We start from the raw sequence: 24,600 nt of genomic DNA, 5'->3' as shown, positions 1-24,600 counted from the left end.
GAGATCACCCACCGCTGCCGCCTCCGTAAATCAGCTCATAGACCGCATCGAGATTGTTGGGACTGACCGTCGTCCCGTTGACCGTGACCCCCTGCCCCGTCTGGCCGCCACCGGTGTTCAAATCCACCCCACCAATCGATGTCGTTGCATTGCCCGTCAGACCGCCAATGGGCAGAAAGTTGAAGCTTGGGAGTTGCAACAGGTTGGTGATCTGCGCGGTCAGCTCGTTCATCCTGTCCTGCGCGAAGGAGCAGATTTGTCCCTGTGCCTGACTGACCGCGGCCTGGAAGATGCCCTGAAGGTTCGGCACCTGGATCGCGATGTCGAGATTGACGTCGAACAGATTGTCGAGACATCCCAAGGCTGCAATGGAGTGTGGTCTCTTGAGCGCCTCTTCGCCGCGCAGAACCTCGGCCTCGATGCCCGATCGGATCGCGTTGGTGAGGTTTAGCTTCACGGTATCGGTGCAGCCCTGTCCGCCAGAGGGAAACAGCTGCAGGATCTGATCATTGGCCTGCGCGTGGGCTCTGGGCGCGCCAGATAAGATCAACCCTGCGAGCAGAGCAGCGATCATCCAAGGTTGGGTCCGGTCTTTGCGTGGTCTGGTCATTGGGTCCCTCCAAGGGTTGTCCGTTCCCCCTGGAACGGGGGTGTTTCACGAATAAGGATGGGTCGTTTGGCACCAAGGCCTGGAAAACCTTCGGTCTGTTCAAACGTGCCGCCCGTGCCAGCACCGCCCGCATAGGTCGTCCCGGACGCGCCACCGATCCGGTTCATCAGGTGAGACTGCAGCTCATCGTAAGAGCTGAACCCGTTGGCGGTCAGATATTCCGGCGGGAAGACCGTTGGATCGAAGCCGCTTTCGACCCAGTCATTGAGCGCGCCCGCCCCCAGAAAGTGGGCCGCTGTCAGCAGTCCGCTTTCGGTGAAGGTCACACCATTGATGGTTTGGCCGGCCAAACCGCGTGTTTGCGATGAGAGGGCGGAGAGATTGCGGGTGGTCAGCGTGTTGAAGGCCTGGTCCTGCAAGGCGTGTCCTGACGGCGAGTTCAAGAACCCGCTCAGCGACGACACGCCTTGGCTGGTGGCCTGCGATGTCCACTCATAGTTGCTCCAACTGCCGCGCGAGCCGCCCGTGTGGCGGACATAGCCGAGGCTGGCCAAGGTTCCGGCCGTGATCTGGTAAGCGCCAGCGGCCGTCCCGCCTTGCGAATTGAGCGCGCCGTAATTGCCGCCGGATTCCTGCGTCCGGATCAGGTCGGCGTATTCGTTGGCAAGTGCTGCCGTGGCCCATAAGGCGAGCGCGAGCGCCAGAGTATGCAGGGTTCGGCGAGGGATCATTTCACCGTCCCCGCCACGGCGACCTGTTGGATCGGGATCGTTTCCATCGGCTTGCCCGTCGAGGGCGAGATCACAGTTACCCCGTTGCGGGAGAGTGTCTCAATCCCGCGAAATCCGTTCTCGTCCCGCAGGGTCCGCGAGAGACCGACCACGCCTTCAAGCGCCCGGATCATCCGGTAGGACTGACCGATATTGTTAATCAGGAAGACCGGACAGGTGGATTGCCCACAAAAATAAGGCGAGCGGACGACGATGATCTTCTCGCCGCCTTCGAGGATGTCGACGTCATAGACGCTGACCTCCGGTGGGCCGAAGGAGGTCGCGGTGGTCTGATCGATGTTCGCGCCAAGCTCCTTGCTGACGAGTGCCAGTTCGTCTTCAGTGGCCGCGCGTTCCACAAGGTCCTTTTGATCGGGCTGCGGGGTGTAGCTTTGCGTGTTCCAGGTCCAGACACGGCCATCTTCGATGATCGAGCGCATGCCCGTTGGCGTGACGGCGGATAGCCCAAGTGCGTCGGTGGCTGGCCTGCGATAAATCTCCAGCCATTTCTCGTTGTGGAACAGCGCGACGTTGAAACATTCGGTGTCGCAATTGCGGCTTTTGCCAATTTTAAGGAACAGCTGCTCGGGATCATCGTTGGGGGCTTCGAGCCAGACCCGCACCGCTTTTACGTAAGCGAAGTCACGGCCATACATCCGCCGCGCGATGCTGAGCGCTTGCTGATCATTGCGTGCGAAGGAGAGTTGCTGAACCGGGATGTCGCCGCCGGGATTGTTGTTCTTTTCGGTATCCTGCGCCAAGGCGGCGAAGGCCCACATGATGACAAGCAGTGCGCCCGTGTAGATCGGCAATGGCGACCGGCTTCGCTTATGCGGCGGTTGCAGCAGAAAAATCATTGAAAAGCCCCTTTCACAAGATCATCGGCCATGCGGGCGATGACGTTTGAGCGCACGGAGTCGTCGATCATCTGGCCCGATGACATCAGGCCTTCGAGTTCCGCTTCGATTTCTGATTTGGCTGATCCCGCCGGAAAGCGCCGCGCCAGGATGCGCCGCGCTTCGGGACTGCCGAGCCGCTCATAAAGGATCGCGCGCAGAGCCGTGTCTTCTGCTGTTGTCGACAGTGCCCAAAGCTCAATCGGTCCGAGCTGGTTATAGAAATGCTGCACATAGGTCTGGGACTTGAGTTTAAAGATCGCGACGATCGGTGCGCCCTCGCCCGGTTCGGGTCCCGTCAAACGGCTGATCACCGGTTTCAGGCTGGCGGGCAGGTCGTAGGTGTCCATGACGGTGCGCACGCTTTCGGCGGTCGGCACGTTGCAGAGGAAAATGTTGGTTGCAAGTTCGCGGATCGAATGATCAAAATCGCCGATCAGCTGACTCGCGAGTGAGATCTGGACCCCCGCCTTCCGGCCCACGCGGACATCGGCGACCACCTGGTCGCGAATGCCGAGGCCCCCGGTCAGATGGTATTCGTCGATACAGATACGCTTGGGCATCTGACGGTTGTTCTGGAAGCGCAGCAGATGGTGCGAACGGACCTCTTCGGGCAGGTCAGAGGCTTTAATCTCATCCTCATCGAGCCAGAAGTCCGAGGTGAGTGTCTGACGCGCCATCATATACATGACGGCGGTTTGCTTGCGGCCGCGTTTGCCGGTGGCTTCGGTCACGCCGGCCAGATCGAAGGCGACGACGCGGGCGTTGGAGACATCAAACCGGGTTGGATTGGACAGGATCACATATTGCTTGATCGCCGCCGTGATCTGGCGCTGGAATGCGCCGACCATCGGTTCCTGGGTCGATTGCACCCGCATTTCGATGAAGGGCTCACGCACGGTCTCGGCGTTCGAGATCGGAATGAGATCGCCGAGGATCGGCACGGCCAATCTCTGTGCGAGTGCCGCCGCATGATGCTCGCCCTTTGCAAACAGAAAATCGACGATCTCCCACCAGCTGGTTTCCTCATCGACCTCGAAGTGATGTTTCTTGAGCGCGTCATCGACCTTCAAATCCATCGTTGGCGAATAGCGCTTCGGGCTGACCTCGTCTGAATAGTAGCGATAGGCTTCATCGACACAGGCTTCGGCGAGTTGTGAGATGCCATCATAAGGCGCATCGGCATCTTCCGGCGTACAGATGAGCGCGATCAGGTTCACCAGAAACGAGCGTTCATGGGCAAAGGGCCTGCGGCAGCAAAGTTGAGTATCAAATGGGTTGACCGCATCACGCTCAACCATCTTGAGCCGATGGAACATCGCCTCATGGCGTCTGTTGGGTGGCAAGGCATCGCGGATCAGGCTGATCAATCCGGACGATGACGGTCCGATATCGATGATGGCGATGCGCGGCAGGATGGCTTGGTTGTCCCCGCCCCTGCCCGATTGCGGCGAGAGTGCTACGCCGAGATTGATCGCGTTCATCAGCACCGATTTGCCGGAGCCCGGTGTGCCGACCATGATATCGACGCTGGCATTCTGTTTTGACGACCCCGGTTGGTACGGAAACGGCTTGCCATCGGCGGTCCGAAAAATGATCGACCCGCGTTCCCATGGGCAAGCAGGGCGCACGATGGGGGCCATGGCGAGCACGTCCAATAGATCAGCCGCACAGCTTTCAGCAGTGGAGGATGTGGAGAGGCCGAGCGCGGAGGACATCACACAGTCGAGTGGATCGCCGACAACCGCGTTGGTGTGACAATTGCCCCAGGACTTGACCATCTCTTGCAGCGAGGAGACATGGGCGCGCAGTTGCCCGACTTCGTCCGCGGGCGCCCAGGCGGCGAAGGAAGCACGCCAGCGGATGACTGTGTTTCCGTCGCCATCCGTCTGCCGCAGCCGCTCGAAACTCTCCTTGATACGTCCATTGTGCGTGGGGGCGGTCCAGGCCAGCAATCTCGCGAGCTGCTCGCGAAACACTTGGCCCGCAAAGCCGCCGCTTTCCATCAGGATCGAACAGCGCCATGAGATCTTGGTGCCGTTCGCGATGACGCGGCGGATCAACTCGTTGAACTGCACGACGATCTCAGGCGGCAGCACGATGTCAAACCCTGAAAACACACTGTTGCCGATGCGAACGATCTTGCCGTCGATCACATCCGCATGGTCGGTGAAGATTTGCTCGGAGAGTTTGGGCCAAACGAGATTGGAGATATCCTTACGCTTGAGGCTGCGCCCAAGGCTCGGCAGTCGCGCTTTGAGATAATCGCCGGGCAGCGTTGCTCGCCAAGGATGGTTCAGTCCTAAGGTGTCGGGCGCGACGATCTTGCGGATCGCGTTCAGCGCCTCGTAGTTGTCCAGCAAATCAAGCGCGATGCCGGCCGCACCGAACTCGCGTCCCAGGGCCGTGACAAAACTGTCGTGGCGGATGGCAAGACCTTCAAGGGCAGTATCGGGGATCTGACCGAGCGAGATCGGCGGCGCGGCGTTCAAGACCTTAGTACGTTGCTTCTGACTGGCGCTGCGATCTTCAGCGGTCAGCAGAGACGGACGCGACCACAGCGCGAGATAGCACCGTTCGCCATAGAGCTTGGAGGGCAAGAGCTTGCGCCGTTCATCCAGCAAATCATGCAGGTCGAGCGCATTATCGCGCGCAACACGCGCACTGTCATCGATAATGGTCTCGACCTCGCGGGTGCCAAGTTCCGGCGAGTGCCCAAACCAGAACTGCAACGCCAGTCCCGGTTTGGAGAAGAAGGGCGAGAGACCGACCCGCAGCCGGTCGCAGGCCTCGGTCACGTCTTCTTCTCCCGGCAGCGAGCGGAACCCGTCGAGCCGGAAGAGTGACACCATCGAGCCGTCATCGGCGACAAGCGCGGTGTCGCCATGGGCGGTCTCCAGACGGCAATAGCCGTCCAGAGACGCTTTCAGCGATCCTCGGCCCAGATGGGCAGCGGCCTGGTGCCAGAATGCGACCATCGATCCATACGCCCCCTTCTAGTTCAGCGAGCGGAGCTGGCCGTCCACGGAGGATTGGTTGGCACCGGTGCCGAAGATCGACGCGACGCCGACATTCAGGAAGGTCGGGATGGCGACCATGCAGGCCGCGGCAATCGAGAGCATCAGGATGCGACCTGACTCGACCGAATTGTCATTGGTGTTGCGCGAGCGTTTGATCATCGCCATCACGGCCATGATCGCGAAGACGACGCCGAGCACGAAAGAGATCGTGCCGAGAATGTCAGCCGCGGGTCCAAGCTGGCTTGAGCGCATCTCGGTGAAGATGTCGCCAAAGGTCTGCGCAAAGGCCTGGGTAGCCCAAAGCGTTCCAAAACCGAGCGAGAGCGCAGAGCGGACGATGACAGGTCGCCACGAACGGCGGGTCTGGGTGGGGGGCTTTCTTCTGATCATAATGGGGTTCCTTATTTTAGCCAAAGAAGAGATTTTCGAAGAGACCGACGGTGCGGGGCAGATCGACGGCCATGATCCCAGCGATCATGTGGATGAAGCCTTTGCCCATCAGCCCCTGAGCGGGCATGTCCGCTGATTTGACGCAGAGAAAGAGACCGCGCACGACGGCCAGCAGTCCGATGAATTGCGCCATGCGCACAAGGGCGATCAAAATGGCTTCGCCGGGCGCACCCGCCACGGGCGACAGCATTTCCGGGGCATAGGCCATGATCTCGCTGGCGGCGCTGGCGGTCGTGTTGTCCGCACCATAGAGGGATGCGATCCAGGCGGAGAGCGTCAGATCCAGCGAGATGATCAGCAGGCCGAAGACAATATAGGTCATGCCTTGCCAGTAGCCGTGCCGACGATGATGGGCGTGCGCCCGTTCTTCGGCGGTGATCAACATCAAGCGGCTGCCGATTACGACAAGGATGATGCCCAGTACAAAACAGAGCGCTGCTATGAAGGCTTGCGCCGGAGGCAAGATGTTCGTCACCCGTGCGAAGAAGGCGGTCAGCTCGTCCATCAGATAGCGTCTCCATCATTCACCATCCTTGTCGGCCTCGGCATCGCCTTCTGGGATGAGCACCACACGCTTGGGCGTGTCCTCTTCTTGGGATGCGGCGACAGGCGTGACTTGAACGGGACGGGAGCCAACACTTTCGGAAGCAGTGCCTTCATCTGCCAATGGCAGCGATGCGCCAATCAGCCCTGTGGTCGAATAGAGTTGCCGGATCGCGTTTGAATGTGCGCCATTCACCTTGCGCTGTTCCTGCAGGCGAGAGACCAGCTTAGGCAGAACACCATCACGTCCCGTCAGAAGCACAAGCTCGGCGCGCATCGCCATGCTTTGTTCTGTCAGCAACGCGACTTCGGATCGCAGTTCGTCCAATTCACGCGCCTGCCGATCTTCGACGGCTGACCCCGAGACCACGGGACCAGCTTCAGCCTTAAGATCGAGGGCGTTGAAGGTGATCACCCCGCCGATGGCGACAAGGCCGAGGACGGCGACAGCAAACAGGATTTTGCACAGACCATTGATGAAGTCCGCAACCGGACGACGGGTTTCCAGAAAAATCGTGCTGCCGTCCTGTGTTCTGCGGGCCGACTGGAAGCGGTCGGCAAAAGCGTCCGCGTGGGACATCGGTGTCACATCTCGTGCGCTCTCCGACCCAAACATGGCACTCCCTCCTGCTGTGTGTGGCCTCACATGGTTTCCGGAAGAACGGTTGGTCTGACGGTATCTCGCAGATGGGTTGTGGGTTCTCGGAACTAGGCTATGGCTATCAAAAACATATCGTTATATATAACGATATAAACCACCTAGTAAAGACCTTTGAGAAACACACCCCGAGCAAAAGGATTTCCCCCATGCCCCATGTAGAAGAGAGAACAAATCATACGTTCAGCTGCTTGCAGCTAGCAGCGAGGACCAAGGTGGGAAGCCAAACGCGGACCGCTCTGGCGCTAATCTTACTGATGGGCTCTGCCTCGGTCGGCAACGCGCAGGAGTATAGTTGGAAGGAAGGATTTGCCGGTTGCACGGGCACATCTCCCTTTATCGAGACTTTGATCTCCAAGACAGATCCCGACGTGCGCCCGCTGATGAAGATCGGCGAGATGCAAGCCTGGGCGATTAAGGATCAAGAGGGCAATCCGGCAACGGCGCTTACAACACAGGATGGGCTGACCATTGTCGGTCGCATCATCGGGCCACAAGGCGAGGACATCACCGCTGCCTTGCTTGCAACGGTCCCCGATCCGAATGCCAAACCGATTGCAGGACCCTCTCAACGATTGATCCCATCATCGCCGCAGGCGGTGACAAACCAACCCTCCGCGCGCATCGCACCTGTGCAGAACGAACCAAATTCTTCACCGCGTATGACGCTGATACCCGAGGCCGCGCAAAGCGCGTCGCGTGTTTCAAGCGCCCAGTCGCCTGCGCTCAGCCAGCTCCGCACTATTTTGCAGCCACAAGCCAGCACCCCCGCAGCGATACCTGCAGCCCCTGCCGCGCAGTCGACAACCACCGGAACTGTTGCCAGCGCGCCGATCACCGCTGTCGAACAGCCTTCGGCCGACGTCCAGGCTGGGATGGATACGATCTTCAAACAGGCCGGCGAGGAACGCATCTGGTTCTCCGCTGCCACACCGAAGCCCGGCGCGCCTGTCGTCTACATGCTGGCCGATCCGGAATGCCCCCATTGCCAATGGACCATCGATTCGATGCACAATGAGATTGCGAGCGGCGCAATCGATCTTCGGATTATCCCTGCCCCCATCACCGGCGTGCAAGGCTTCAACACATCCCTGTCGATCCTGCATTCCGAGAACATCCCGCAAACCTTCATGGCCCATATGACGTCTAAAACACGCGGGACAGTGGCAGTAACCCAGATGGATACCAATCAGGCCGACAAGGCCGTCATCCAGGGCATCGTCGATAACATCAACTGGATGCGGGCCAACAAGATGCCGGGCGTGCCGTTCTTTCTCTATCAGACAGACCAGGGCGCAAAGTTCGCTTTCTCCGAATTGCCCTCCGACATCCTGACCGTCGCCAAGGCAGATGCTTCTGCCACTGCCAGCAATCAGTGACGAGATGCGCCGATGCTGCCTGACAATGAGAACCTGAGCGCAGCCGAATCCATTCTGCGCTCGGCGCGCACATTCGAGATATCCTACAAGGTCATGGCCAAGATCGCGCTCGGTCTTGGCCTGTCAACAACTGTGCTGGCAGCTTCGACCGCTTATCTGGCCGTGAACCGTCCTGAACCGCGCTACTTTGCGACCACGACGGACGGTCAGCTCCTGCCGCTCGTCCCGCTTGATAAGCCGCATCAGTCTGCCGCCGAGGTCAGCAATTTCGCGGTCAAGGCGGTGACGTCGTCCCTCACCTACGATTTTGCCAATTACCGCGCCGATTTTAACAACGCCCTGCAGTATTTTACCAAGCCCACGGGCTGGAATCAGTTTGTAGAAGCCGTCCAGAAGAGCCAGATGCTCGATCTCGTGCAAAGCCGTCGCCTGAACACGACGGCTGTCGCCAACAATGCGGTCATTGTCCGCGAGGGCATCAATGATCGCGGCGTCTATGAGTGGATCGTGCAGATCCCGTTGCGCGTCACCTATCAATCAGCCTCCGAGGTGACAGGTCAGAACTTCATGATCACCGTCAATATTGAGCGGCTGCAAACCTATGAATCCCCCTATGCGATGGCCATCTCCCGCTTCATCGCGGCTCCCGGAGGTGCCTGATGCAAACCACATATCAATCCTCAAAACGGCTTCGCCTATCGCGTAGTTTGAGCGCTCTCTTACTTGGCGTGGTTCTCGCGCCGAACCTGACCCACCAAGCTCAGGCGCAACAAGTTCAGCTTGATGCCAGCGGCGACGAGACTGTCCCGCCCGGCAACGAGGTTCAGACCCCCCTGCCCCAACCTACGACCAGGCCAGCTGCGACCTTGCCCGGTCAAGGCGACGGCACAACCGTTGTCACTATTGAGAACGGTGGGAACCAAGCATCTGCGCAGCAGAACCTGCCGACAGGAACCGAACCGCTCACACAAAACGAGATCAATCAGCGCCTGCAGCCGGACCAGCCCCAGCAGCCGCAGACGCCAACCGGAGACTTCCCGATTGTCGGCGCGCAAGAGCTGCTTCAAAGCCTTGATGATCTCGACCGTCCACTGACGCCCGAAGAGATCACAGCCTATGGCGCAGCGATCCAAAGCCAGTTCCCGATGACACCTGAAATGATCCGGGACTACCGCCGCCGCGTCGATGAAAGTCAGAAAGCCGCCGCGACGCCGCCCTCGGGCCAGTTTCCGAACGCGATCACAGATGCCAAGCGCCTGACACTGGAATCGGCGCAGGAGCCCGAGGTTCTGCTGACCGGACCGGATACCGTTAGTGTCATGGCCTTCTATGATCGTACCGGGGCGGCCTGGCCTGTGGCGTCCTACGTGATTGGCAAGCCCAAAAGCTTCCAGGTCTATGCGATGCAGGAAGGCTCGAACCAACTTGCGGTCACGCCGCTTGTGCCCCACGGGTTCTCCAACATCGTTGTGTCTCTCGTGGGTGAAAGCCGGCCCTTGGTGTTCGAGGTTCGGACAAATTCCCTCAACACGCATTACCGCCGTGACTTTACGGTCCACGGGCTCGGGCCCAACGCGGCCACAAAGCCGTTGCAAACCCGGCAGAGCGAACCTGTCACGCGCGCCTCGAACGATGTGATGATGGCCTTTGCCACAGGGGCCGACATTCCTGGCAACGCTGTGCGCTTATCGACTGATAATCCGGCTGTCAGGGCCTGGAGCTATGACGGCGCGATCTATCTGCAATCGTCTGATGCAATCATCTCGCCGCCCGCCTCACGGATCCTGACCGGTCCTGGACAGGTCAAAGCCTATCGGATCAGACCGACCTCGGTTGCTCTCATCTCATCGAACGGCCGTGTCTCTAAAGTGAGGATTTCTCAATGAGTGAGTCAAAAGAACCAAACAAGAACAGTGATGCCGCCGATGTCGGCCCAGCGGTCGATCCGACGGACTCCGCAAATCGAGAACGCACCAGTCATATCAACCGCGAGCGTAAAGGTGGATTCCTCTCCTTCAGGAACATCGCCGTCCTCACCGTTCTCGTTGTTGGGGGTGCGGTTGGATATGAGGTTTGGAAAAACCCCGAGCTGATTGGTCCGAGCAGGGTCGCGGGCACGCCAAACGTCGATGATACGCCTGCGGGCGATCAGTTGCGCACGTCAGAGCGCTATCAGGACAACCTGCGGCAGCAGAACCAGGATGGTGCGCGTGAGGCGCAAGACAATGACACATCCTTCATCGCGACACCGGATGAACCGCTGCGCCAGATCGATGAGAAACCACCGGCCATCGCGCCCAATCCCAATAGGCCACTCCCTCCGGCCAATGTGCCCGTCGAAACGCAGCAACCGCGGACCGTCGTGATCGATCGCCAGCAGCCTGTGAGGCAGCAGGCCCAGCCGACCCCGAACCAGCCCGCACCACCTGACTATGCACGGATCAATCAACTTGCGCAGCTGATGGCCACGCAGCAGCAAGGATTGCTGAGTTCCTGGCAGGTCCAACCCTCGGCAGGCACAGTTGTTGTCGAAGAAGATCTGTTGCCCAAGGACGAGCCCACCATTGAAGGCACAGCAGCCAATGGCAATGCAGCCCAACGCAGCTCCCCTGCCCTCTCTCAGCCGCTCATACGCGCCGGTGATGTCGTTCTGGCCTCAACCATCATCACCAATGACAGCGACACCCCCGGCCCTGTCGTCGCGGAAATCCGCAGGGGTCCTCTCAAGGGTGCCCGCTTACTGGGTGGCTTTGAAGCAAACCAGAACAACACCCATCTGGTCGTGCAGTTCAACTCGGCCGTTTTGCCCGATGGAACACAGGTGCCGGTATCGGCCTACGCAGTGGATGCACGGCAAAAGTCGCTTGCAGTACGGACGGATTTGGATCGACGACTCTTTGCGCGCTATGCACCACGCGTTGCGGCAGCTTTTGTCTCTGGCGTTGGTGAAGCGCTCTCCGATCCGGGAACCTCGCTGATTGATCTTGGCGGCGTCACAGGCGTCACGCGCCCGGCAGCCACCATCGAACAAGGGCTTTACAAAGGCCTTGCAGAGGTCGGGAACGATCTGGCTGGAGAGTTTGTACAAAGCGCTCCGAAAGGCCCACTGATCTCGCTGCGCTCGCGTCAGATCATCGGCGTCCTGTTCACCAATAATGTAGAAACGCCCACGCGCTGAGAGCGAAAGGTCGATCATGGCGGATGACCGTTACAATATCTATCGCTCGACGGTACATTGGCGCTACGCCATGGCGCGACCGCATCTCATGTTCTTCGACGCACGGCTGATCTTCTTCATCATCCTGTTCATCTTCCACATCCGATGGTGGACCTTCGCCGTGCTTGTCTTCGCGATCGCAGGGTTCACGGTGGCGAGCTACTTCAACTATTCGCTTGAGAACCTCATGCGCCTGGCGCGATCAAAGCTGGTCGGGGCATTCCGTCCAGCTGTCTCGTATACGCGGCTTCGGCCGATGGTCGAGTATGGAGCGGATGCTCTTCATACAAGTCTCCCCAATTCACAGACAGAGCGATCTTGAATATATTCAAGAATTCAAAGTTCGCTCTAGTAAGGCCCATAAGAAGCGTCTATTTAGCATAGAAGCGCGTTATCTGTACAAGATATGCCTAACCATGCTACTACGGGTGCAGAATCGATTCCATAAGAGAATCGGGAGCAGCGGTAAGTATCATGAGCGGTACATTAGAACAATTTTTGAACGACCTCTCACGCGGTCTCGACAAGACAATGGTCTCGGTCAACAAGGACCTTACCATCCGAAATCGTATCGAGCGATCTTGGTCAATGCGTCAGTGCGCACGGTTTCTCAATGTTAGCATTCAGTATCTGACAAAATTTGCCAGAGAGAATCATAACTTTCCTGCCGGCGAATATGTTGGCAGAGAGCGGGTCTTCACGCTTGTCGATTTGATGCACATACGGGCCCTCTTGGCTGCATCGGCAAAACGGCCATACGATTATCTTGCTTGGCGCAAACCTGGCGATTCACTTCCGGTAATTTCGTTCGCAAGCCAGAAAGGCGGCACGGCCAAATCGCTGACAGCGGCCCATTTTGCTCAATACTTGAGTTTACATTTTGGGATGCGGGTTGGTGTTATGGACGCCGACCCTCAAAGCACAATCACTCTTTACTTCGTTGGCGGCGAAGGGCTGCCTCAACTCCCTACTGAGGACACTGCAACACTCGTTGACTTCGCCGGATTGTATATGACCGAAGATGGCAAGCCATATACCGAGCACTCTGCAGAAACCTTAGACAGCTTCTTCCTGAAGACTTCATGGCCTGGTCTGCGGCTATTGCCTGCACATGGTGAAACCTCTGAGGGCGAGCTGCAGATCACCCGATTAATCCGTGACAATCCCCCCGAAAAAGCCTTTTACAGATATCTTCGGGACAGCATTGAGCGCTGGCGCGATCACCATGAACCTAAGACAGCTCCTAATGAGCTGGTGGAGAATGGCACCGTTGATCTAAAGAAGTTCGACGATGCGCTCGGCGAGACGCTTGATTGCATAATCATCGATTACCAGCCGGCTCTCACTCTATTCCAACTCAATAACGTTGTTGCTTCAACCAACTTGGTCATTCCACAGACGATGAAAGGTTTCGATATTGCGACCTTGTCTACGTTCGTTACCGGCCTTCGCGGAATGATAAATCATATCCTCGACCACGATCGCATTGAGATTGGCACTGGGGCTAACATGCTGTTGCCTACAATCGTACAGCGAACAAATGATCAAGATCTCAAGCAAGTAGCCAATCTGCTGGAGCACTGTCCAACCGAAGTTTTGCCAGTGTTCTATCTGCGGTCAGATGCGATTGCCAACGCGTCAGACGTTTATCAATCGGTTTATGAGTACGAGCCCGACACGCGGGGCAAGAAGAAGGGCATCGAACGGTTCCTCACAAATGCTGACGCTGTCAACGATGCAATTGTTTCTAGGATCTGGCCGGGCCGTGAGCGTGGCTATTCAGAAACTTGGATCAACGAATTCTATGAAGAAGATGCGGAGGAAACGGCATGAAACTTAAGCGTTCCTTGTTGCAGGATACAACCAAGACGGACGACAGCGGGTCTTCCGAAAGAGCTGATATAGAAACACCGTCAGTAGCCGAGAACCCGACGCCAGAGCCGTCTCCAGCTGCAAAGCCTCGCATCGGTGGTGCTGGGAGCGCCTGGAAGGCTGGTGCCGTTGAGCAAAACAAAGCGGCGTTGAGTAGAGCTCGTCAAAAAATGATGGACGATATCCTCAGTGGTCACCATGAGCTGTCCTTGAACCATGCATTTGTCACTGATCGGCTGGGATCTGATCGACGTACGGACTGGCAGTCCCAAGAGCAATTTCAGTCCCTAAAGAACAGTATTGAGGCCAACGGACAAGATACTCCGATACAAGTCTGGCCGAGTGATCCGAACTGGAAGCCCGATCCGCTCGACCCAGAGAATGTTGATGGCGTTCAGTTTAATTTGATTACAGGTCGTCGGCGACATGCAATTGCAGAGCAGCTTGGGAGACCTCTGCGTGCAGTGCTGGCATCGCCAGAGAAGCGCGGGTCCGAAGACGAAGAGTTCGAACTTCTCTTCATGCGATTTCGAGAGAACGAGGAGCGGGAAAACCTCGGCCCGTTCGAACGTCTCCTGTCAATTGGAGAGATGTTTGAAAATCTAAAGTTGAGTAGCCGCTCTGGCAGCGTAACCGCTGTTTCGTTTGCAAAGCGGATAGGCGTGCATGAGAGCATTGTTTCGCGCGGTAGAGCAGTTTTTAGAGATCGCGAGCAAATCTTGAATAAATTCAAGAATGCTTATGACCTCAGCTTTCCTGATCTTCAAAAAGCTGTTTCGAGCCTATCAGAAGACAAAGCGCTCAAGACTAAGGCGCCCGCAAAGCCCAAGAAATTGATTGTGACGCGATCAGTTGGATCGAGAAAACTCTCGATGTCATCGCAAGGCGGAAAGCTATCCGTCAGCGCTGCCGGAATGAATTTGGATAAGCAAAGCCTGGAAGGCTTGGGCGATGTCATCGCCGCTTACCTACAAGAACATGGGTCGAAGAAATGAAACGCTCACCTGCTACGACAGGGAAGGGCGCACGACCCTCATTGAGGCAAGAGCAGAAAGGGAACATCACGTGATCTAACGGCAAAAGAAAAGCCCCCAAACCTCGCGGTCAGAGAGCTCAACTTAATTCATCTAGCAGTGACTAAATAGCTTCTCCGCGAATCGATGTCAACGACACAACACCGATTTGGTGAACGGGACCCTTTTGCCTTCATTCAACTGATGGAGGTGTAAAAACACTCATGAAACATAACGGATGGCGCAAGCCAACGCCGGGCCTTGTGGTCGCTGAAAAGCACGCACAAGCCGGTGAACAGCTTTCTATACCCAAATCACAGGCAACCAGTGCCGCAAAGCGTGTGGCAGCTGCAATCGGCCTGCAGGCACAAGATCTCCTGCTGCTCGATACTTTTGCCGCCTTCACGCAGCCCCAGGACTGGGAGCAAGGTAGGCGGCCGATCGTCTGGGCCTCGAACAACTTCCTGATGGAACAGACAGGATTCTCACTGTCCACGCTGAGACGTCACGTGCGTCGGCTGGCGGAACTGGGCCTTATCTGGATCAAGGACAGCCCAAACGGCAAGCGCTACGGCCACAGGGACGAGGATGGTGTGATTGTGGAGGCCTATGGCTTCGATCTAGCGCCGCTCGCAGCGCGTGCAGAAGAGTTTGAGGCACTTTACGCCCAGCTGAAGCAGGAACGCGCGTTCTGTGCCTCTCTGAGGAACGTTGTGACGATTACACGGCGTGTTATCCGCGCGAAGATCGACAAAGCTCTGGAGAGCGGCCTCAGAGGTCCGTGGAAGGATTTGGAGGAAGAATTCGCCGTGCTGCTTCAGGGGCTGCCTAAGCGCACCACCACGGCCAATAAACTCCTGGACATCGTGGACTGGTTCAAAGCCTTCAAGGATCGTGTGGAGGAAGCTTTTGAAGCTGCTTTCGATTGGCCAGAGGAATCTGACTTCAAATCACCAAATCCGGAGGCGTCTTCTGCAAGAAATGATGTTCCAATCAATGTAAATATGACACCCACAGGTGTCTCTGATGGCACCCATATACTAACTACAAACCAACCTGATCCTGTATATAGTAACCGCTTTGAAAAAAAGCACGCGGCGGGCGTTGAGCCAGAAAAGCCAAAACCTGAGCGGGTTGAAAGGCCGGAAGAAGTGGATCTTGATATCCAGTGGAGTACCCATACCAACAAACGCACTTCAGAGGTCGATATCCCGATTCTGATGGCAACCTGTCCGCATTTTGCCGAGATAGCGCGGGATCTTGGGGGCGGATATATCCGAAACTGGAACGAGTTGCACCGTGCCGCCGGGCAGATCAGGGGAATGGCGGGGATATCCGAAGATGCCTGGAATCTTTCGCAGAAGGCGCTTGGACCCGCCGTTGCGGCCGCCGCGATCGCTCTGATCTTCGACAAGCACACAACCGGAGAGGTCAAATCGCCTGGTGGCTATCTCCGAGGAATGGTCGAGAAGGCTAGGGCAGGGGAATTGCATTTGGACCGCAGTTTTTATGGGCGATTGAGCGAAGTGAGAGCGTAAATGGGCTGTATTCATATTATCGAGGGGCCGGTGGGAGCCGGTAAGACGACATTTGCCGGGCAGCTAGGCAAAGAATTCAAGACGCCGCCGTTCATCCTGGACGATTGGATGATAAACTTGTACCGGCCTGACAGACCTGAAACAGACATTTGGACATGGTACGCAGAACGCAAGCAACGGTGCCTGGTCCAGATATGGAAGGTCGCTCTCGGGCTGCTGGACAGTGGAAATCAGGCTATTGTTGAACTCGGCCTTCTTAGAACGGCCGACCGTCGGCTCTTTTGCCAACAGGTAGAGAGCACGAGCCATACCTATCAGATATATGTGCTCGACCTACCCCAAGTGGACCGCTGGGCGCGGGTTCAGAAACGAAATGAGGAAAAGGGCGAGACGTTTTCGATGGAGGTTTCGGAGGACGTATTTACGATGGCCTCCCAAATGTGGGAACCACCAGGCGCAGAGGAGATTTCGGAGCTCAACGTAGAATTCGTCTGATGCAGGTTCTGATCTCATTGCTGACATAGGCTGTCAGTAGGTCTGTGCTAGAGTTGGGGCCGACAAAGAAAGGAGCGTTGACATGAAACGCGTGAGCCCGGCCGTCAGGGAGCTTAAGAATATCGGTGCCACCGTTGCTCGACGGCTTCATGAAATCGGTATTCAGACCAAAGATGATTTGGAGCGCGTTGGCGCAGCCACAGCATATTGCGAGATGAAACAACGTCATCCCGAAGCGCGGACACCGCTTTGCTACTACCTGTATTCACTCGAAGGTGCGCTACGGGATCTGCATTGGGACGATATCGGTGACGAGGTGAAGAATTCACTGCAAAATGATGTTGCTCGCTTTTCGGCAGCGACCTGACATTCAATCTCACTGATTGACAAGCACGAGCGTTACAATCCGGCAGCTTTGGTCAGGTTCACGCGGAACCGATCCCGTCGGCGTTGATAGCGCCGTGTCATCTCGGCCGAGGCATGCCCAAGCTGTTTTTGGACGTAGCGCTCGTCGACTTCAGCCCCGGAGGCGAGACCGGCGCGCAGGGAATGGCCGGAAAAGTGCTTCACACGCTCTTCATCGGATAATTTTGAGAGTGTTGGTCGGTCAAGGCCAACCCCGGAGTCCAGGACGAGACGCTTGATAAGCCGCACAACATGTTTGTCAGAGAGTCGCTCGATCCCGACGCCGGAATTGTCCCGATACACCCGCCGAAAAACCGGCCCGAAGTCGATCTTGGCAAAATGAAGCCATTGTTCGAGCGCGTGAACAGGGCAGGTCTGATCTGAGGATCCGCGACCGATCTCAACCTCGCGCCAGCCGGTCTTGCCCCTGATGTGTAGCACAACGCCGCCGTCTAGCATTTCCAGATAACCGCGACCGTCGTCGGTCTCTTCTTTACCGATATCCAGACCGGTGATTTCAGTGCGGCGCAACCCACCCGCATACCCGATCAGCAGGATCGCGCGGTCACGCATATCGCGCAGTCCAAAGCTGAGCAGCGCCACCATCTCGAGCACATCCTCGGCCAGCACCGCTTCCTTCTGTGTCGGTGGTTTGCCGTGCGTATTCTTGATCCCGGCCCAGACCGAGGCGATGTGGCGATCCTTCATGTCGAGGGTGAGGCCGCGATGCCGGTAGTTTGCGGCGAGGCCGGACAGACGCCGCTCGATCGTGCTGACGGAGAGGGCAGGGGACCCATCCTGGGGTTTGGCGCAGTCGGTGATATAGAGACCGATCACAGCGGGGGAGGGGACCAGCGCATCCACACCCTTTCGCCGGCACCAGCTGGCAAAGTGTTTCCAGTCCGTCTTGTAGGCTTTGTTGGTATTCTCGGCCGTGGCTGCAGCTGCGTAATCCCGAGCTTGGTCGACGAGGCGGTCGAGCGTTCCAGAACCGGCGACATGGGCGGGCAGGGCGATGCTCTGTTCACCATTGTCGTCCTTGCCGGCAGGCTCTGATAAAAGATCATCCAAATCGATGTCGGGCATACCTGCGGCAGATGCGCCGTCAGCGGGCGCGCCACTACGTGGCCTCTCGTCGTGCTGACGATTGTTCGACGGGCTTGGGGACGCTGCGGACGAAATCTCAGCCTCGCGTCCGTCTGGCGTGGGCGTTTTGTACCCTTTATTGTCGGAATCTTGCATGTTTCTGAGCATACCCTTTCTATGTCCGATAATGCAAACTTATTGGACATGAAAGAGAGCCGCAAGGTGGGGCGGTTTGCACATCATATTGTGGACGAAAGCGCCGTGGCAGGTTAGTGTTGTGGCATGACCTATGCCGCTGACAACTTCGATACGTTACCCAGAATGCCGCCGTGGGTCACGTCCGGGCGTGCCGAAACCCCTGAAGATGTGGCGTTTTTGTCAGGTGCTGCGCTGAACCATCTGCATCTTGTGTTGAATGATCAGAACGTGCCCCAGACCTTGCTGCGGGCGCGGCTGGCGCTGCGCGCCGCGGACGCCAGCATGACGCATCAGGGACGCCCCGAACGGGCTTCAGAGCTACGCGATGCGGTGGCGTTTCTGCAGCCTAACGATAGTCCGGGCCCTGCTGGCGAGGTTTACCTGTCCTGGCGACGGGCCATCGAACGACCTGTGTCAGTCAATGCACTTCACCGTGCCTTGTCTGATCTTCAGCCGGAGCAGATTGCGACCTGGCTCGACGCGGGGCAGGGAGCGCCGATCCCTCGTGCCGCAGCCGTGCTGCAATCCGTGATCAAGGAGCGACCTCGCGACCCCGCGACAGCGTTTGTTTTGGCTGATGCGGCTTTGGCACAGGTGCTTGGATGGTCACATGTGACGCCGCTTTTGGGGCTCAGTTTCAAGCGCGGCGATCTGCGAAAGTCAGATGAGGGGCTTCGGTTGACCTGCCATCAAGCGATTATCGCGGCGGTTGCGGAAGCGACACGACAGGCCACTGATCTGACGCGACGCGCAAGTCGCTTGCGAGCGGTAGCGCCAAAGCTGAGAGCGAGGGGCGCGGAGGAGGCGGTTTCGCAGTTACTGACACAGGATGCTGTCGCGCCCACATCATTGACATCGCTTCGGTCGGATCGCGCTGCACGTCGGTTTTGCGACCGTCTGGTTGAGCTCGGCGCCGTGCGCGAATTGACGGGGCGCGATACCTTTCGGCTCTACGGGGTCTGAGGATGGCCAAGGATCACACAGAAGAGGCGCTAGACTGTGAGCTGGAAGACTTGCCTGCTGACCTGCGGTGGCGCGAATGGATGCGCCGGATCGAAGCCGTGCTGTTTGCCTCAGCGTCACCCGTGCCGCGCGAGGACCTGGCGCGCGTAGTGGGGCAGGGGGCCTCGGTCGATCTGCTGATCGACGATCTCGCGGCTGATCTCGAGGGGCGGTCCTTCGAAGTCGCTAAAGTGGCCGGCGGATGGATGCTGCGGACGCGGCCGGCCTATGCGGCGGCGATCCAGACCGCGGCGGATGTCGGCGATCAGGATCTCGATCTACGCGAATACGACGTTGCCGTGTTGGCCGCCATCGCCTACCACCAGCCGATCACCCGGGACGGGCTCAAGGACATCTTCGGCAAGGAGATCAGCCGCGACCTGATCGGGCGGCTACATGCCCGCGGATTGATCGGGACCGGACCACGGTCGCCGCGGCGCGGAGCACCCTACACCTATGTAACGACGGAGAAGTTTCTCGTGGCGTTCGAGCTGGAGTCGCTCCAAGACCTGCCGGACCGTGAACAGCTGACGGATGCGGGACTGGCTGCAGAATGACATGCCAGCGGCGAAAATCGCGATCTATCGCTCAAATTTGGGCCATTTATGAGTTATAGAGCTGCATCCAATAACTCATCACCATTTGCTGGCCTGGCAGTCGAAGCTCTAATGGCTCTCAATCACCAGTTTTATGATCTCCAATAACCAAGCTCTGCGAGGTCAGGCTGAGTTGATTTCCGCTTCCAGCGCCGCGATCGCGCTCATCACGTCATCAAAGCTTGGCGCGTCACCCATGATCATCTCATGCATTCCGGCATAGTCCCGACGGAGTGCGGCCTCGAGGTCTTTGCCTGGGGCTAGGCGAAGCGATCCCGGTTTTGCGTCTTCGTATCTCGCCCAGGCCGCTTTGAAGAACACCGACTTATGATGGCTAACCTCGCTCAAGAGGTCGAGATTGGCCAAAGCCCGCGCCTTGGCGTTGTGCTGGGTCAGTTGCGCCATGTCATAGTAGTGCCGGGACATGCGGTCAGCGAGCGGTTTGCTTCTGTCCTGATGGAACAGCATGTGTAGGATCGTCGCCTTCTCCCAGAAGGTCCGTTCGATCCCGAGGGTGCGCACATCAACAGGGTTAAGGCCGGACAGATCGGGAAAGGCTTGTTGGACATAGGTTGAGAGGGTTCGTTGTTCGGCCGGAAGCTGTGCGCCACGCGCGCCGAACTCAAAACGCACAACGGGCTTGACGTAACCTTGGTCTTTGTCATCGAGAGACGGGTAGGCAAATAAGATGGTCTGAGGGTCGCCGTCGTCGATCTGGAGCGAGAACGGCTGATCCAGGCGCGCTGCGAAGGCGGTGTTGATTTCATCGAGCAGGGGGCCTGCCACTGTGGCCTCGGCGGCCTCCTGAAGATCCTGTAGCAGCGATTTGCGTTTGCCGCCCGAGAGGTCGGGGCTCTCAGGGTCACTGTCTCCCTCGAACCCGAGTTGGGCGCGATCAAGCGACAGATCGACGTCCTCAGAGAACCGCTGGATGACGTCATAGGCTTTCGAGAGCGATGTACCTCCTTTAAAGATCAGGTGATCGCCAAAGGAGGGCAGGGCAAACAGGTGCTGGAGCGACCAGCAGACCCAGAAGTCCTTTTCGACAATCGCCTTGGCAAACCCGAGTTCCGCTGCGCCTTGGCGGAACGCTTCGTCTCGGTGTTCAGGCGTGTCGTTCGCAAAAGCGTCCATGCTCAGGCGTGTGCTACGATCTGCTGCACGACGGGGTGCATCCAGGCCGGAACGTGTCGGCTTTGCTTTGCAAGCTGCGCCCGGTCCTTGGCACCCAGCGTGCGGGCGATCTTGCCGATCACCTGATCGTCGACGCGATCCTTGCCGACATAGCGGAGCGCCTGAAACACAGTGCCCGTCTTAGACCCGGCACCAACCAAGGTCTTCGGGGAGGCGTTTCGGAACTGGATCACCTGCCGTCCGATCTTCTTGGTTCGTGTCGGCCCGTCGGTCATGTAGGTCGGATTGGACGGCACTTGGGTGGATAGACCCAACTGGTTCGCCGCCATGGCAGGGGAGGGCTGCAGAACCTGGTTGTCCTTCCGAGCAACGGCGCGCGCGATGTCATCAGCAGACGGGGCCAAGACACCGAAACGGGGGCTTTGCTTTGGATAGTCGTAAAGCCCACGCGTCAGACGCCGGATCACACCCTGATCCGCCAGGCGTGACAATGCCTGATCGACGCTTGCGCGCGATCCGACATCGAGGAAGTCCGACGGCGCAAAGATGGCGCCTCGGCCCTTCCCAACAATGCGTTGCTTGATTTTCGACGTGATCATGGCTTAACTCCATGTCATAAAATAGGGTATGTTTTTCTGAACGTCAAGATGGAGAGATTTTGGTCGGGAGGGCGGAAACCAGACCCTCGCTGCGACTGAGCACGTTCACCCGCTGTTATCTCAAAGTGGACATGCACACCCTTATTTCGATCAGTCCTCGCAATGCGTCTTGTTCATGTCTATTGACCTGTCCCACGCGAGATAAACTAAGCCGGACTCAAATTGGGCACGAGATGGCTGGGTGCTTTGTGTATTGAAAAGCGATTTACCTGCAACGCAGTCTACAAATCCCCGGCGAGTGCGAATGCGGGCATTGTGGTTCTTTCGCCTTGGTTGGGCAAAGCGGTCGTCAAGCAATCCAATGCAATTACGTCTGCATCGATCTGGTGCACGGCTTTGCCACTATGTAACCGGCGGATAAGCTCACTAATCGCTAGGCTGGCTGCGAAAGCCCCCACAAATGGGCCGCCAACGGCTTTGTCGGCAAGCATTGTCATGCCGCAATGATCCAAGACTCCTTTTTCGACTAGCATACGGTAAGCTGGCAACTTATCTGAATTTTGCTCCATTGGTTTTTTGGCCCAAATCTCTGCTGCCGCCCGCTTTTGCGGAAACACATGCAGACGGATGCGCCTGAAGTCTTGATGGCCCCGACCAAGGCCTGCTTCGATCACAAGGTCGAATCCAGATGTGTCGAGGGCACGTCTGGCTTCCCTATTGTCCACTCCGCAGAGGGCAACCGCCGGTTCTTGTGGTTGCCGTTTGAAACTACCGTCAAACAGACGTTCACAAACTAGCGTACGGAACCCAATGTCCTCTGCCCAAGACGCCACGAGCCGCGTTTTGTGAATACCTTCCGTGTCTGGAGGAGTCAGCACCGAGGTGCTGAACGTAGACGGCGTGACCTGATCAGTGTCCTGCAAGCCCACGCAGACATCGCTCGCGTTTGTATAGGGCAGCATCCCGAGCGACCACAGAAAAGCTTGTCCAAGATGACCGAGGCCGACAATCCAAAGGTCTGAAGGCAGGTAGGCCAGATCTGGCTCGGTTTGATCGTCTTCTAACCAATCGCCCCTTGGATCAAGTGACCAAAGCGACAAACCGGTGTACTCGCGGTGCGCCGAAGGGCGCTCACCAGAAGCGTAGGCATACGCGTTACTGACCGCCAAAGATGCAGCTAGGACACCAGCGAGAGGGCTGCCTGGACGAGTGGATGATCCTTGCGTGTCGTCATCAACTGGCACGACGCCCCCGCGCCAGCCTTTTACAATCAACCGGGTTGAAAATCCTCTTGTGGCTGGCCTCCTTGGACCAACGACGAAGAGAGAAGCGGTATCGCTTGGTGGCCCAACTTCCGCTCCCAAGTCGGTCGCAACATCTCCAATCGAACGCCCTCGACCAAACATGGTCTTCAATGGTGTTTCAAGATGTCCGCTTACTGTAACCCCGCCGAGAAACACTCTCTTGCAGAGCGAGCACAGAGAAAGGAAGGCCGCTTGATATCCAATGTCGTCTGCGAACGATGCGTCGAAAGCAACATGCGCTGCGTAGCTTTGCAGCTTCTTCTGTGCTTCAGAGAAAGAACTTGCTTGGCCGCTATCAACCGCATGTTTCACTAAGCGATGGAGCGTATCAGGAAGAAATCCATCAGTCATTGCATCATCCCCATATACCTATGTAGAAAAACCGTCTGCACTCGTCCGACGGGATATCTGTCCAAGTCTTCGCCCCTTGATAAATGAAGATTCCCATGTTCGAGCGCGACTGTCGGCCTTTCGCGAATTTCGGCAAGATCATCGCGATATGATCTTTTGCGGTTATCATTGGATGGTTCTTGTCAGATGTGCTTTGCCGATATCCACCGGGATGCACATGAATGTCCGCGACGACTGCAAGTCCGGTGGACTTACAATGAGCCCACAAATCACTGAAGTACCGACCGTCAAACCTCACTATGCCCGTGCTTAAGCACTTCGGGTCTAGGTCGTCGTAAAGCACGAAGTCGACAATCCGGCGCGAGCTTCCATCCGAGTGTCCGAGAAGAAATGCCCCACTTTCGCGGCTTCCATTTGCACCGCGCTTCCGCAAATGTCGAACCAGTTTCCACCACAGCCACGGCGTGCAACTAATCTTATGCTGCGGCGCTAGTGCGCGGCTTATAGTCTTGCGAGTGTAGAAGCTCATGAACCAACTCCAGATATTGCGTGACGCCGTCGCTTGGCCGCCAAATTTTCGAGGGTGTTTCAGACCGCCAGTTGTCGTGTCCAACGACGCTCAGGCGATCGCAGGGTAAATAAAGCGCCGTCCCGCCCTTCCATTCTGGGCGGAACACAGCGCTCAACCGGCCTCCCTTGCCTTTTGGCCACTGGTCAAACGGAAGCACAGCATCGCGTTCAAGGTCCCATGGCCCTCCTGTCGGGGGACTTTGAGGGTAACCCGCACAATCGAGCCGAAGCAGCCACTCAAAGCTGTCCGCGGCAACGACGTAGACGTACAGGTAGGGCCATTTGACGTCTGCGAGAAGCCATTTGCCGTCGAGCACGCCCAGCCGGAATGCGGGCTTCGCGATATCATCACGAAGCGCGCGTTCGTCGGGAGGGAGCAATATCTCAGCCTCAGCCATTGATGCGCTCATCCGGGACAAGGTCAAAGTCAAGCTTGCAAGCGCCACGAGTCAGCAACGCACCGATGTGTGTGTTGAGAGGTGGGCGCTCATGAGTGCCGTCAATCTGGAGAGCGTGCTCCCCGGCTTCGTCGGGCGTCATGTTGAAACCACGCTCAGCCGCCCAACGCTTCACCCGAGCCAGCGTCCGCGCCGGCGAGAATTTACGTTCCACGGTGCAGCCATTGAAAGTAACTTCAACCTCGACGCGGCGGCACCGAGCAAGATGAACGCGCAAGCCCCGACGGCAATCGAAGTCATCCAGCCGACCGCAAGTTTCAGCGGGCTCGTTTTCATTTTCGATATAAAGCACCGTATCGTTGTCGGCGTGGCCGGCAGCGATGAGCTCCGCCTTCAGGTCCGCAAACGTCTTGTCGTCGCGAAGCTGCAAGTGTTCGATGTCATTCAGGCCTTGGCCTTGGTAAAAGATGTCGATGATCCGCATGGTTCACACTCC

25 protein-coding genes are annotated in these 24,600 nt (G+C 57.5%); 12 read left to right on the top strand and 13 right to left on the bottom strand.

What is annotated here, in order from left to right; genetic code table 11:
* Positions 1-4: 4 nt before the first annotated feature.
* From Q1A89_RS21280 to Q1A89_RS21250, 7 genes are read right to left on the bottom strand one after another with little or no spacing between them, the layout of a single operon-like run.
* On the bottom strand, positions 5-610 hold the full coding sequence (locus tag Q1A89_RS21280; protein ID WP_299733387.1) for a hypothetical protein: 606 nt from the start codon (positions 608-610) through the stop codon (positions 5-7).
* A complete protein-coding gene (locus Q1A89_RS21275; protein ID WP_299733386.1) occupies positions 607-1,341 on the bottom strand; it encodes a hypothetical protein in 735 nt (244 codons plus the stop codon). The genes Q1A89_RS21280 and Q1A89_RS21275 overlap by 4 nt, the downstream gene beginning before the upstream one ends.
* A complete protein-coding gene (locus tag Q1A89_RS21270) occupies positions 1,338-2,237 on the bottom strand; it encodes a hypothetical protein (RefSeq protein WP_299733385.1) in 900 nt (299 codons plus the stop codon). The genes Q1A89_RS21275 and Q1A89_RS21270 overlap by 4 nt, the downstream gene beginning before the upstream one ends.
* Positions 2,234-5,254, bottom strand: coding sequence for an ATP-binding protein (locus tag Q1A89_RS21265; protein WP_299733384.1), 3,021 nt, complete (start codon positions 5,252-5,254; stop codon positions 2,234-2,236). Before Q1A89_RS21265 ends, Q1A89_RS21270 begins: the two co-directional genes overlap by 4 nt.
* Positions 5,255-5,272: 18 nt before the next feature.
* Entirely contained in the window at positions 5,273-5,686 is a 414-nt protein-coding gene (locus tag Q1A89_RS21260) for a hypothetical protein (RefSeq protein ID WP_299211155.1), read from the bottom strand.
* Between the two features lie 16 nt (positions 5,687-5,702).
* Positions 5,703-6,251: a hypothetical protein gene (locus Q1A89_RS21255; protein ID WP_299211158.1), complete on the bottom strand. Its 549-nt coding sequence runs from the start codon at positions 6,249-6,251 to the stop codon at positions 5,703-5,705.
* 15 nt (positions 6,252-6,266) lie between these two features.
* The gene (locus Q1A89_RS21250) at positions 6,267-6,905 is read right to left on the bottom strand and encodes a hypothetical protein (RefSeq protein ID WP_299211161.1); all 639 of its coding nucleotides are present in this window, start codon (positions 6,903-6,905) and stop codon (positions 6,267-6,269) included.
* A gap of 191 nt (positions 6,906-7,096) precedes the next feature.
* Here Q1A89_RS21250 and Q1A89_RS21245 point away from each other — a divergent pair, with 191 nt between their 5' ends.
* From Q1A89_RS21245 to Q1A89_RS21200, 10 genes are all read left to right on the top strand, one after another.
* The gene (locus tag Q1A89_RS21245) at positions 7,097-8,326 is read left to right on the top strand and encodes a hypothetical protein (RefSeq protein ID WP_299733383.1); all 1,230 of its coding nucleotides are present in this window, start codon (positions 7,097-7,099) and stop codon (positions 8,324-8,326) included.
* Positions 8,327-8,338: 12 nt separating this feature from the next.
* Complete coding sequence (locus Q1A89_RS21240; RefSeq protein WP_299211167.1) at positions 8,339-8,986, top strand: type IVB secretion system apparatus protein IcmL/DotI; 648 nt, start codon at positions 8,339-8,341, stop codon at positions 8,984-8,986.
* Between the two features lie 47 nt (positions 8,987-9,033).
* Positions 9,034-10,212: a DotH/IcmK family type IV secretion protein gene (locus tag Q1A89_RS21235; RefSeq protein ID WP_299733382.1), complete on the top strand. Its 1,179-nt coding sequence runs from the start codon at positions 9,034-9,036 to the stop codon at positions 10,210-10,212.
* Complete coding sequence (locus tag Q1A89_RS21230) at positions 10,209-11,504, top strand: hypothetical protein (RefSeq protein ID WP_299733381.1); 1,296 nt, start codon at positions 10,209-10,211, stop codon at positions 11,502-11,504. Before Q1A89_RS21235 ends, Q1A89_RS21230 begins: the two co-directional genes overlap by 4 nt.
* Before the next feature lie 16 nt (positions 11,505-11,520).
* Complete coding sequence (gene icmT / locus Q1A89_RS21225; RefSeq protein WP_299733380.1) at positions 11,521-11,865, top strand: IcmT/TraK family protein; 345 nt, start codon at positions 11,521-11,523, stop codon at positions 11,863-11,865.
* A 152-nt stretch (positions 11,866-12,017) separates the two neighbouring features.
* Positions 12,018-13,376, top strand: coding sequence for an AAA family ATPase (locus tag Q1A89_RS21220; RefSeq protein ID WP_299211178.1), 1,359 nt, complete (start codon positions 12,018-12,020; stop codon positions 13,374-13,376).
* The gene (locus Q1A89_RS21215) at positions 13,373-14,410 is read left to right on the top strand and encodes a ParB N-terminal domain-containing protein (protein ID WP_299211181.1); all 1,038 of its coding nucleotides are present in this window, start codon (positions 13,373-13,375) and stop codon (positions 14,408-14,410) included. The genes Q1A89_RS21220 and Q1A89_RS21215 overlap by 4 nt, the downstream gene beginning before the upstream one ends.
* 242 nt (positions 14,411-14,652) lie before the next feature.
* Positions 14,653-15,966 (top strand): plasmid replication protein RepC, encoded by a 1,314-nt coding sequence (repC, locus tag Q1A89_RS21210; RefSeq protein ID WP_299733379.1) that lies wholly within the window; start codon positions 14,653-14,655, stop codon positions 15,964-15,966.
* On the top strand, positions 15,967-16,461 hold the full coding sequence (locus Q1A89_RS21205; protein WP_299211187.1) for an AAA family ATPase: 495 nt from the start codon (positions 15,967-15,969) through the stop codon (positions 16,459-16,461). It begins immediately after the preceding gene.
* Positions 16,462-16,543: 82 nt separating this feature from the next.
* On the top strand, positions 16,544-16,828 hold the full coding sequence (locus tag Q1A89_RS21200; RefSeq protein ID WP_299211190.1) for a TfoX/Sxy family protein: 285 nt from the start codon (positions 16,544-16,546) through the stop codon (positions 16,826-16,828).
* A 32-nt stretch (positions 16,829-16,860) separates the two neighbouring features.
* On the opposite strand, the gene Q1A89_RS21195 is transcribed toward Q1A89_RS21200, so the two are convergent.
* Positions 16,861-17,952 (bottom strand): tyrosine-type recombinase/integrase, encoded by a 1,092-nt coding sequence (locus tag Q1A89_RS21195; protein WP_299733378.1) that lies wholly within the window; start codon positions 17,950-17,952, stop codon positions 16,861-16,863.
* A gap of 282 nt (positions 17,953-18,234) precedes the next feature.
* On the opposite strand from Q1A89_RS21195, the gene Q1A89_RS21190 reads away from it, so the two are divergent.
* Positions 18,235-19,113: a DUF1403 family protein gene (locus Q1A89_RS21190; RefSeq protein WP_299733376.1), complete on the top strand. Its 879-nt coding sequence runs from the start codon at positions 18,235-18,237 to the stop codon at positions 19,111-19,113.
* 2 nt (positions 19,114-19,115) lie between these two features.
* On the top strand, positions 19,116-19,709 hold the full coding sequence (locus Q1A89_RS21185; RefSeq protein ID WP_299733373.1) for an SMC-Scp complex subunit ScpB: 594 nt from the start codon (positions 19,116-19,118) through the stop codon (positions 19,707-19,709).
* Between the two features lie 162 nt (positions 19,710-19,871).
* On the opposite strand, the gene Q1A89_RS21180 is transcribed toward Q1A89_RS21185, so the two are convergent.
* The 5 genes from Q1A89_RS21180 to Q1A89_RS21160 all read right to left on the bottom strand — a co-directional run bounded on the left by Q1A89_RS21180 (position 19,872) and on the right by Q1A89_RS21160 (position 24,588).
* Complete coding sequence (locus tag Q1A89_RS21180) at positions 19,872-20,882, bottom strand: nucleotidyl transferase AbiEii/AbiGii toxin family protein (RefSeq protein ID WP_299733371.1); 1,011 nt, start codon at positions 20,880-20,882, stop codon at positions 19,872-19,874.
* 2 nt (positions 20,883-20,884) lie between these two features.
* Complete coding sequence (locus Q1A89_RS21175; RefSeq protein WP_299733369.1) at positions 20,885-21,481, bottom strand: DUF6088 family protein; 597 nt, start codon at positions 21,479-21,481, stop codon at positions 20,885-20,887.
* A gap of 281 nt (positions 21,482-21,762) precedes the next feature.
* Positions 21,763-23,136: a hypothetical protein gene (locus tag Q1A89_RS21170; RefSeq protein ID WP_299733367.1), complete on the bottom strand. Its 1,374-nt coding sequence runs from the start codon at positions 23,134-23,136 to the stop codon at positions 21,763-21,765.
* A 476-nt stretch (positions 23,137-23,612) separates the two neighbouring features.
* A complete protein-coding gene (locus tag Q1A89_RS21165; protein WP_299733365.1) occupies positions 23,613-24,104 on the bottom strand; it encodes a hypothetical protein in 492 nt (163 codons plus the stop codon).
* Complete coding sequence (locus Q1A89_RS21160) at positions 24,097-24,588, bottom strand: hypothetical protein (RefSeq protein ID WP_299733363.1); 492 nt, start codon at positions 24,586-24,588, stop codon at positions 24,097-24,099. The genes Q1A89_RS21165 and Q1A89_RS21160 overlap by 8 nt, the downstream gene beginning before the upstream one ends.
* Between the last annotated feature and the right edge of the window lie 12 nt (positions 24,589-24,600).

This window comes from uncultured Tateyamaria sp. (assembly GCF_947503045.1).
Taxonomy (GTDB): Bacteria; Pseudomonadota; Alphaproteobacteria; order Rhodobacterales; family Rhodobacteraceae; genus Tateyamaria.
Note: the sequence above shows the minus strand (reverse complement) of the source record. Positions and strands in the feature narration are given on the sequence as shown.

Bases quoted from the DNA above. Each gene is read 5' to 3' on its own strand.
- Q1A89_RS21255 (WP_299211158.1), bottom strand. From the start codon at position 6,251: ATGGACGAGCTGACCGCCTTCTTCGCACGGGTGACGAACATCTTGCCT.
- Q1A89_RS21270 (WP_299733385.1), bottom strand. From the start codon at position 2,237: ATGATTTTTCTGCTGCAACCGCCGCATAAGCGAAGCCGGTCGCCATTG.
- Q1A89_RS21240 (WP_299211167.1), top strand. From the start codon at position 8,339: ATGCTGCCTGACAATGAGAACCTGAGCGCAGCCGAATCCATTCTGCGC.
- Q1A89_RS21170 (WP_299733367.1), bottom strand. From the start codon at position 23,136: ATGACTGATGGATTTCTTCCTGATACGCTCCATCGCTTAGTGAAACAT.
- Q1A89_RS21175 (WP_299733369.1), bottom strand. From the start codon at position 21,481: ATGATCACGTCGAAAATCAAGCAACGCATTGTTGGGAAGGGCCGAGGC.
- Q1A89_RS21245 (WP_299733383.1), top strand. From the start codon at position 7,097: ATGCCCCATGTAGAAGAGAGAACAAATCATACGTTCAGCTGCTTGCAG.
- repC (WP_299733379.1), top strand. From the start codon at position 14,653: ATGAAACATAACGGATGGCGCAAGCCAACGCCGGGCCTTGTGGTCGCT.
- Q1A89_RS21205 (WP_299211187.1), top strand. From the start codon at position 15,967: ATGGGCTGTATTCATATTATCGAGGGGCCGGTGGGAGCCGGTAAGACG.
- Q1A89_RS21190 (WP_299733376.1), top strand. From the start codon at position 18,235: ATGACCTATGCCGCTGACAACTTCGATACGTTACCCAGAATGCCGCCG.
- Q1A89_RS21185 (WP_299733373.1), top strand. From the start codon at position 19,116: ATGGCCAAGGATCACACAGAAGAGGCGCTAGACTGTGAGCTGGAAGAC.
- Q1A89_RS21220 (WP_299211178.1), top strand. From the start codon at position 12,018: ATGAGCGGTACATTAGAACAATTTTTGAACGACCTCTCACGCGGTCTC.
- Q1A89_RS21180 (WP_299733371.1), bottom strand. From the start codon at position 20,882: ATGGACGCTTTTGCGAACGACACGCCTGAACACCGAGACGAAGCGTTC.
- Q1A89_RS21195 (WP_299733378.1), bottom strand. From the start codon at position 17,952: ATGCCCGACATCGATTTGGATGATCTTTTATCAGAGCCTGCCGGCAAG.
- Q1A89_RS21250 (WP_299211161.1), bottom strand. From the start codon at position 6,905: ATGTTTGGGTCGGAGAGCGCACGAGATGTGACACCGATGTCCCACGCG.
- Q1A89_RS21280 (WP_299733387.1), bottom strand. From the start codon at position 610: ATGACCAGACCACGCAAAGACCGGACCCAACCTTGGATGATCGCTGCT.
- Q1A89_RS21160 (WP_299733363.1), bottom strand. From the start codon at position 24,588: ATGCGGATCATCGACATCTTTTACCAAGGCCAAGGCCTGAATGACATC.
- Q1A89_RS21200 (WP_299211190.1), top strand. From the start codon at position 16,544: ATGAAACGCGTGAGCCCGGCCGTCAGGGAGCTTAAGAATATCGGTGCC.
- Q1A89_RS21165 (WP_299733365.1), bottom strand. From the start codon at position 24,104: ATGGCTGAGGCTGAGATATTGCTCCCTCCCGACGAACGCGCGCTTCGT.
- Q1A89_RS21215 (WP_299211181.1), top strand. From the start codon at position 13,373: ATGAAACTTAAGCGTTCCTTGTTGCAGGATACAACCAAGACGGACGAC.
- Q1A89_RS21260 (WP_299211155.1), bottom strand. From the start codon at position 5,686: ATGATCAGAAGAAAGCCCCCCACCCAGACCCGCCGTTCGTGGCGACCT.
- icmT (WP_299733380.1), top strand. From the start codon at position 11,521: ATGGCGGATGACCGTTACAATATCTATCGCTCGACGGTACATTGGCGC.
- Q1A89_RS21265 (WP_299733384.1), bottom strand. From the start codon at position 5,254: ATGGTCGCATTCTGGCACCAGGCCGCTGCCCATCTGGGCCGAGGATCG.
- Q1A89_RS21275 (WP_299733386.1), bottom strand. From the start codon at position 1,341: ATGATCCCTCGCCGAACCCTGCATACTCTGGCGCTCGCGCTCGCCTTA.
- Q1A89_RS21230 (WP_299733381.1), top strand. From the start codon at position 10,209: ATGAGTGAGTCAAAAGAACCAAACAAGAACAGTGATGCCGCCGATGTC.